The 7,097-nt window shown below is 37.6% G+C and carries 8 protein-coding genes and 1 tRNA gene; 1 reads left to right on the plus strand and 8 read right to left on the minus strand.

Annotated elements, in window-relative coordinates; translation table 11 throughout:
* Positions 1–281 precede the first annotated feature (281 nt).
* The 6 genes from QM629_RS20565 to QM629_RS20590 all read right to left on the minus strand — a co-directional run bounded on the left by QM629_RS20565 (position 282) and on the right by QM629_RS20590 (position 4,458).
* Complete coding sequence (locus QM629_RS20565; protein ID WP_415161791.1) at positions 282–449, minus strand: hypothetical protein; 168 nt, start codon at positions 447–449, stop codon at positions 282–284.
* A gap of 33 nt (positions 450–482) precedes the next feature.
* Complete coding sequence (locus QM629_RS20570) at positions 483–929, minus strand: DUF6934 family protein (protein WP_415161792.1); 447 nt, start codon at positions 927–929, stop codon at positions 483–485.
* 40 nt (positions 930–969) lie between these two features.
* The gene (locus QM629_RS20575) at positions 970–2,238 is read right to left on the minus strand and encodes a phage integrase SAM-like domain-containing protein (protein ID WP_415161793.1); all 1,269 of its coding nucleotides are present in this window, start codon (positions 2,236–2,238) and stop codon (positions 970–972) included.
* 281 nt (positions 2,239–2,519) lie between these two features.
* Positions 2,520–2,593: transfer RNA gene (locus tag QM629_RS20580), tRNA-Pro, on the minus strand.
* A gap of 85 nt (positions 2,594–2,678) precedes the next feature.
* Entirely contained in the window at positions 2,679–3,527 is an 849-nt protein-coding gene (locus tag QM629_RS20585) for a fumarylacetoacetate hydrolase family protein (RefSeq protein WP_415161794.1), read from the minus strand.
* Between the two features lie 46 nt (positions 3,528–3,573).
* On the minus strand, positions 3,574–4,458 hold the full coding sequence (locus QM629_RS20590; protein ID WP_415161795.1) for an SMP-30/gluconolactonase/LRE family protein: 885 nt from the start codon (positions 4,456–4,458) through the stop codon (positions 3,574–3,576).
* A gap of 303 nt (positions 4,459–4,761) precedes the next feature.
* Here QM629_RS20590 and QM629_RS20595 point away from each other — a divergent pair, with 303 nt between their 5' ends.
* Entirely contained in the window at positions 4,762–5,754 is a 993-nt protein-coding gene (locus QM629_RS20595; protein WP_415161796.1) for a sugar phosphate nucleotidyltransferase, read from the plus strand.
* A 51-nt stretch (positions 5,755–5,805) separates the two neighbouring features.
* On the opposite strand, the gene QM629_RS20600 is transcribed toward QM629_RS20595, so the two are convergent.
* Together QM629_RS20600 and QM629_RS20605 are read right to left on the minus strand one after the other, a co-directional pair.
* On the minus strand, positions 5,806–6,594 hold the full coding sequence (locus tag QM629_RS20600) for an IS5 family transposase (RefSeq protein ID WP_415161797.1): 789 nt from the start codon (positions 6,592–6,594) through the stop codon (positions 5,806–5,808).
* 173 nt (positions 6,595–6,767) lie between these two features.
* Positions 6,768–7,097 (minus strand): hypothetical protein (locus tag QM629_RS20605; protein WP_415161798.1); only part of this gene is annotated, 330 nt, incomplete at its 5' end.

A 7,097-nucleotide genomic window follows, 5' to 3' on the forward strand; every position in this document is an offset into this window, starting at 1 on the left:
GGCCGCAAACCGGGCAGGTTCGCTTCGTTCGGCTCCGCTACGCCTCACTTCACTTCACCTGCCCGCGGGTTAACTCTCTATACAGCTACTAATAAGCTATTTACACAAAGAAATAAACACTACCAATAAATAAATTCGATAGGGAAGTGTAGTTCTTAGCTCATTTAAATTTCTATGGGCTACTATTCAGTCTGTGCCGGAAAAATAGCTATAGCTAATAAGGGCATAATACTAAAAAAAGCTGTCAAAGACAACCTTTTCAAAATATAGTTACTTACGCCTCATCTTTTTTCAAGTAATTCTTTTGGAAAACCATGCTTATTTAAAAAGGCTTCAGAAGCTTTTCCTTTTTTGATAACAAAAGGATCATGGCTGTAATCTTTTACCTTTTCGCTTATAATACCTTTTGAATATTTTTTAGTTATTGTTTTTTTTGACGCTGTTTCCATATTCACCTCCTTAACTGGTGTAAATTTATTAATTTATTTAAGCGAAACCAAAAAGGCTTCGTAATTGTAACCTTTCCTAAATTCTTCCCATTGACCATTGACAAATCCGTAAACATGCAGCAGGGAAGATATTTTTTCATATTGTGAAGCAATGCCAATTTGATACAATCTTGTTCGCGATGGAGTGCTGCCTTCAGCATACACCATCATATCGGGAAAATTATTTAAAAATTCCAATACAACTGCAGCAACTGTTGCAAGGACTTTTTCTCTGTCATTATTATTTGTTATAGACAAATCATCCAGTTTTTGTTGAGCCTTATCCCAATCGCCAAAAGCGAGATTAAAATAAGTAACCCCATTAGAGTTCTGTGGGGTAACTACAATGACTTTTAGCACCCTTCCATTTGGCCCAAGACTTTCAAACTGAAAATTAAGCAAGGTCTCGTCCATCATATATTCATACTTGTCTAAATTCATATTGATACATTTAATTTATTATGCTCTATAAAACCTATTCTTAAGAATAAATAAACTGCTCTTTCTTGCGATTAAATCTTTCCTGCACATTAGCTGTATCATCTATAATCTTTTCCTCATCCACATCAGCATAATTTTCTTTTGTTGTACTAATCTTACTATGCCCTAATAATTTGCTAACCGTTTCTAACGGAACACCATTTTTTAGGTTAACTTCTTTGGCAAAAAATCTTCTTGCTTTGCGGGTATCTAAATCAACAGGTATGTTTAAAATGCCTGCGATAATTTTTAGGTTTCGATTGAATTCCTGGTTGCTGACATAAGGAAATACTTTACCTCTTATTAATGCTTCAGGTGTGCAACGGTACTTATCCATTATGACCTTTGCAACATCAGGTACAGGAATGCCGCATAGCTCAACGCTTTTATTTCTGTATATAGTACAGAACAGGTTGCCATCAATCAGTTCAAAATCCTTTTCTTCCAAAGCAAATAAGTCAACATAACTAACGCCAACGTAACAGTCGAACACAAACAGGTCTTTTACTAATTGAACTTTGCGATTTTGAAAAGAGTGATTTTCAATTTTGATGAAATGTTCAATCTTCAGGTTTTCTCTTTTTACTTTTTGCTTTTTAGCATGGTATGAATCAAAGGGATTGTCTTTTATCCAACGCATATCCTTAGCCATGCGAAACATTTTTTCTACTCTTTCCATGTGTTTGTAAACACCATTGCCGAGGCATGGGTCTGATGCTTTTAAAGGATGGGCGCGAATAAAACTTTCAAGTTCCAATAAAGCTTCATAGTCAATCTTTATTAAATCAATATCAGGCTCTTTAAAATAATGCAGCATGAAGTTGTTTAGATACTTTTCTGTTGCAGCATAATTCTTTGTTGTGCCTGGCTTTAATTTATTGCTGTCACATTCAATCTTCTGATGCTTTTGGATGAGTTCATTTACAGTATGCCCGGACGCAGGAGGTCTCTGACTTATATGCCGGTTGAAGTAATGTTCCCGGATTGCTTCGCTGGTAACAGAATACCTGCCGGCTTCTAATATGCGTTTACTTTCTGTGATGCGGTAGCGAACATCGTTGATATACCTGTTCAGAGATTCTGCTTCTTTGCTTTTTGTTTTAACCGTTTCGCTTTTAGAATCCCATATAGTAATAGGGATTTTTTGGTTCAGAGAAATTTCAGTTGGAATACCATTGACAGTAACTTTTGCAGATAAGTAACCATGAGCAGGATTGCTCTTTGCTTTCCTGATAATAATGTCAATAAAGAACGTTAGGTCTTTTTTCATACAACACATTTTTTGAAATGATTAATTGGTTATCATTTCTCAATCATTTTCACCAAAAAGACATGAGAATAAAACGTTTCAAAACATATCAAAATAAATGTTACGTTTTATGTGTCAATGCGTAACAAGGATTTTTTGAGACAAATCTACCCGAAAAAAAGTCTCATGGATTGTCTCAAAAATATCTTGATATATTTTGAAATAACTTAACATGATGAAAAATAAAAATGCCTGCAAATCAATTATTTACAGGCATTTTGAATATTTTGTCATTCTAAAAGTCGGGAGGACAGGATTCGAACCTGCGACCCCCTGGTCCCAAACCAGGTATTCTACCGGGCTGAACTACCTCCCGTTTCCTTCAAAAAATAAATGCTTATTTCCTGAAAGGGCTGCAAAGGTAATGGTTTGGCTTATATTGCCCAACACATTTAAAAAAATTATGCATCTACACAGGTTTGCTTTTGGGTACCAAGCTGCTCTATAGAAAGTTCAACCACATCACCGTCTTTCAGGTACTGCGGTTCTTGCATGCCGAGCGCAACGCCGGGGGGAGTGCCGGTTAAAATAATATCGCCTGCTTCAAGCGTCATAAACTGCGAAAGGTAATGTACCACATAATATACATTGAATATCATTTTAGATGAATTGCCGTTCTGCATTTGAACACCATTTACAGTTAATTTCATCCAAAGATTTTGCGGGTCTTTTATTTCATCGGTTGTTAATAAATAAGGGCCAAGCGGGCTAAAATTATCGCAGGATTTTCCTTTCGTCCATTGGCCGCCGCGTTCTATCTGAAATTCCCTTTCAGATACATCGTTTACAATTGCATAACCGGCAATGTATGCTTTTGCATCATCAATACTTTCAAGATAGCGGGCTTCTTTTTTTATGATAACAGCCAGCTCAACTTCCCAATCTGTTTTTTTGCTTTTGCGCGGAATGAGAATATTATCATACGGGCCAACAACCGTGTTGGAAGCTTTCATAAAAACAATAGGTTCTTTTGGTATGGCAGCGCCGGTTTCCGCTGCATGGTCTGAATAATTCAGGCCAATACAAATAGCTTTACCTGGTCTTGCAACAGGCGCAGCCCAACGCTCATTTTCATCTACAGCAGGCAACAGTGAAATATCTTCAACAGCCTTTAATTTTTCAAGCCCGCCCTGTTCAAAAAATTCATTGTTCCAGTCTTTAAATAATTGCGATGCATCACGGCGAATATTGTTATCATCTATAATACCCGGCTTTTCATTGCCCTTGTTTCCAAAACGTATTAGTTTCATTATGCGTAATTTTTGTTTTTAACTGCCATAACCTGTAGCTCCTTAATTAAGCTTTAAATTTTTGGGCCGGCGTTCCCTTTATGCCAGTGTTTTTTACAACAAATAATTTACCGGCATGTGGCTGTTGCGCCAGGGCTTCTTTACTCATGCCTTTACTGGCAGTAGTAATATAAAGATCGGTAAAGTCTGTGCCGCCAAAGGTACAGCAGGTTGCATTGGCAACAGGTAAATCTATTTGCTGAAGCAGATCGCCTGTAACGGGATTATACCTGGCCACACGCCAGCCATCGTAAAAAGCTATCCATAACATGCCTTCTTCATCAATCGTCATTCCATCGGCAAAACCCTTTTCATGCGTGAGATCAACAACTACCCTTTGGTTATTTATTTCACCTGTTTCCATATTAAAATCAAAGGCAAATACATAATTGATTGGTGTATTGATATAATATAAGATCGTGTTATCTGTATTCCAGGCAAGCCCGTTTGAAATAGAAACATTTTCTATTTTTTTGTGTATGGAAAGATCCGTATCAACCATATAAAAATTGCCTTTGTTTTCTTCTTCCGTTTTCGACATGCTGCCCGTCCAAAACCTGCCGGCAGCATCCGCTTTACCATCATTGAAGCGATTGTTTAAGCCTTCTTCCGGATGGATGAAATGTTTTACTTCTTTCTTTTCAGTATCTATAAAACCAATACCATATTCAAGGCCCGCAACAAAACCGCCCTGTTCACGCGGTGCAATGCAGCCAACCATTTCGCCTGCGGTAAATATGGAATGCTGTTTTGTATTTATATTGAATTGATGAATTTCCCCCTGCAGGATATCCAGCCACAATATACTGTTGCCTGCTGCATCCCAAACCGGGCCTTCGCCTAATTTACAAATATGATCTAATACAATTTCCGGTTGAAATTCACCATTCATACTGCTAATTTGCAGCAAATATAAACTGCTGAAATTTTGTTTACAGTTTGAATTATTGCTGAATAATGATTCAGCTGATGAAGGGAGTTACTCCCGAAAATCGGGACAAGCCAACCGTGATGCCATACAATGCTGTAGCCCGCATCAATAAAAAACATAATTAACATTTGCGAAGTAAATACGTTACAGAATTTTGCGGGGATTAAATGTAAAAAATACAATTTTTATTGTATCTGGAAAAAGTTATTAATTTCACGCCGTTGCAACAATGTGTAGTTTTCACATGATGCACGAATAATCTCCATGAAAGCGATTATCCCGGTTGCAGGCGCAGGCGCTAAACTGCGGCCACACACATATACACAGCCAAAGGCTCTTATACCAATTGCCGGTAAAACAATCTTAAGTTTTATTGTTGACCAGTTGCATGAGGCAGGCATTCATGAATTTATTTTCGTTATCGGGTATCTTGGCGAAAAAATCCAGGAATATGTACTGCAAACGTACCCGCATCTAACCTGTCATTTTGCACAGCAAAACGAGCGGCATGGCACAGGCCATGCAGTGGAACTTACCAAATCGTTTATTGGCGACGATGAAGTTCTGGTTACACTTGGCGATACTATTTGTGAGTATAATATTAAAGAAGTGATTAATTCGCCCGGCAATATGCTTGGTGTAAAAAAGGTAGATGACCCGCGCAATTTTGGCGTTGCTGAAATTGATGAAGACGGCATGATTGAACATGTAATTGAAAAGCCTGCCATTCCAAAAAGCAATATGGCGTTGGTAGGCATTTATAAAATAAAAGACAGCGCTGTTTTATTTGGGTGCCTGGAGCAATTGTTTTCTCAAAACATAACCAGCTTTGGCGAATATAATTTAACCGATGCGCTGGACTGCATGATGCGGCGCGGCGTAAAATTCAAGGCGTTTAAAGTAAAGAACTGGTTTGATTGCGGTAAGAAAGAAACATTGCTTGAAACCAATACCCTCCTGCTTAAAAAATTCGGTGGGGTAGTGGACGCCAATCTTCAGAGAGAAAGCTCCATCATTATTCCACCGGTAGCCATTGCACCGGGCTGCAGGCTAAAAAACTCTATTGTTGGGCCGCATGTTTCCATCGGCGCCAATACCACGCTTGAATATTCTGTTATACGCGATAGCATTGTGGGCGCTTATACTAATTTGTTTGAAGTGGTGCTTGACAATTCGCTTATCGGCAGCGACGCCAGCGTAAAAGGCTTAAGCCGCACACTTAATATTGGTGATAATACCGAAATTGATTTTGGATAAATTATTCTTCCCTTGAGTGTATTGCATGTTGATTTTAAAAAATGAGGTTGTTTAAACTTTTAATTTTCTACAGAACAATGTAATAATTGCCAGCCACTGTAATGCCATCCATGTAGCAACGAGCTTTTCATATCGTATGAGTAAAGCTTTAAAAGCGTCCATCCAGGCATTGGCATGTTCAATTTTTGTTCTTCTTTTATATAGTTCTTCATCAAAATAGTTATAATCAATACTTTGCTGTTGTTTTTGATTTCGTTTGTTGGGTTTTACATTTAATTCAATTTCATTTTCCGCACATAGGTTTTTCAATTCCTCACTGTCAAATCCCGGGTCGGCATTTAGAAATATGCCTTTATAACCAATGTCAGCTTGCTCCAGCACTTCTATCATTTCTTTAAAAAGGTTCGCTATATCGTACAAGTCATTGTGTTCACCACATTGAGCCTTTGATACCGCTAACATCTGACCCGTATTATCGCACAAAAACAGGCTGTTGCCCGTCTTGGTAGCTTTCCTGCCCTGATACCCTACAGCCTCTCCTCCTCGTTTAGAAGGTGTATGGCTGCCATCTAACTGGACAGAAGACATATCAACCAAAGATTTATTGCCTGATAACAGATTTATCCATGCTTTTTTGAATGAACCGTCCCTGCTCCATTTATTGAAATAGTAGTACACTGTTTGCCAACAAGGCCCTCCTTGCCCAAAGTACTCTTTGATACTAAGTTCACGCCACTGACAGCCGGTTTTCATTCGCTTTATAATTAGCTGTACTATTTTCACTAAGTCCAAACGTGTTTTAAAGCCTCTTTTCCCTTTGCTCAAATGGGGCAATATCAATTGTTCTATCTTAACTTCGTCTATTAGTCCCAGAATTATTCGTTTTTTGCTCGCAAAACAAAATTCTTTAATTCCTGGGGCGTTTTTGATTTTTAATTAAGTTTAAACAACTTCATTTACATGCATCGTTAATATTTAAGATTGTCCAAATTAATATTTAAGATTATCCCAAATTAACTTTTAGATTTGTCCGCCATATCTTTGTCGTTATTTAATTGTTTATCTAAAGTAGTTGCATCATCCATTAAAACTGCCAATAAAATTTTGTCATCAAAGTTTAAACCATAGTCTGCAAACACTTTAACGCATTCTTTAAACTTTGGTCCTCTTGGATATTCTGTTATAAGCTCATAAATAAGTGGTTTGTTTTTAAAATAGTCGTTAGGACTAATTCCGTTTTCAAAACACTCTTTAATTCCGTCCACTGATTGAAGTTCAATGTCGGTTACGAGTTTGCTTAAATAATCCATGCAAAATAGTTGTGAAGTTTCCAATAAAATTAC

It is taken from the genome of Parafilimonas sp. (assembly GCF_047606085.1).
Classification (GTDB): domain Bacteria; phylum Bacteroidota; class Bacteroidia; order Chitinophagales; family Chitinophagaceae; genus Parafilimonas.

Excerpts from the sequence above, each read along its gene's own strand:
- QM629_RS20595 (WP_415161796.1), top strand. The coding sequence starts at position 4,762 with ATGAAAGCGATTATCCCGGTTGCAGGCGCAGGCGCTAAACTGCGGCCA.
- QM629_RS20585 (WP_415161794.1), bottom strand. The coding sequence starts at position 3,527 with ATGAAACTAATACGTTTTGGAAACAAGGGCAATGAAAAGCCGGGTATT.
- QM629_RS20590 (WP_415161795.1), bottom strand. The coding sequence starts at position 4,458 with ATGAATGGTGAATTTCAACCGGAAATTGTATTAGATCATATTTGTAAA.
- QM629_RS20565 (WP_415161791.1), bottom strand. The coding sequence starts at position 449 with ATGGAAACAGCGTCAAAAAAAACAATAACTAAAAAATATTCAAAAGGT.
- QM629_RS20570 (WP_415161792.1), bottom strand. The coding sequence starts at position 929 with ATGAATTTAGACAAGTATGAATATATGATGGACGAGACCTTGCTTAAT.
- QM629_RS20575 (WP_415161793.1), bottom strand. The coding sequence starts at position 2,238 with ATGAAAAAAGACCTAACGTTCTTTATTGACATTATTATCAGGAAAGCA.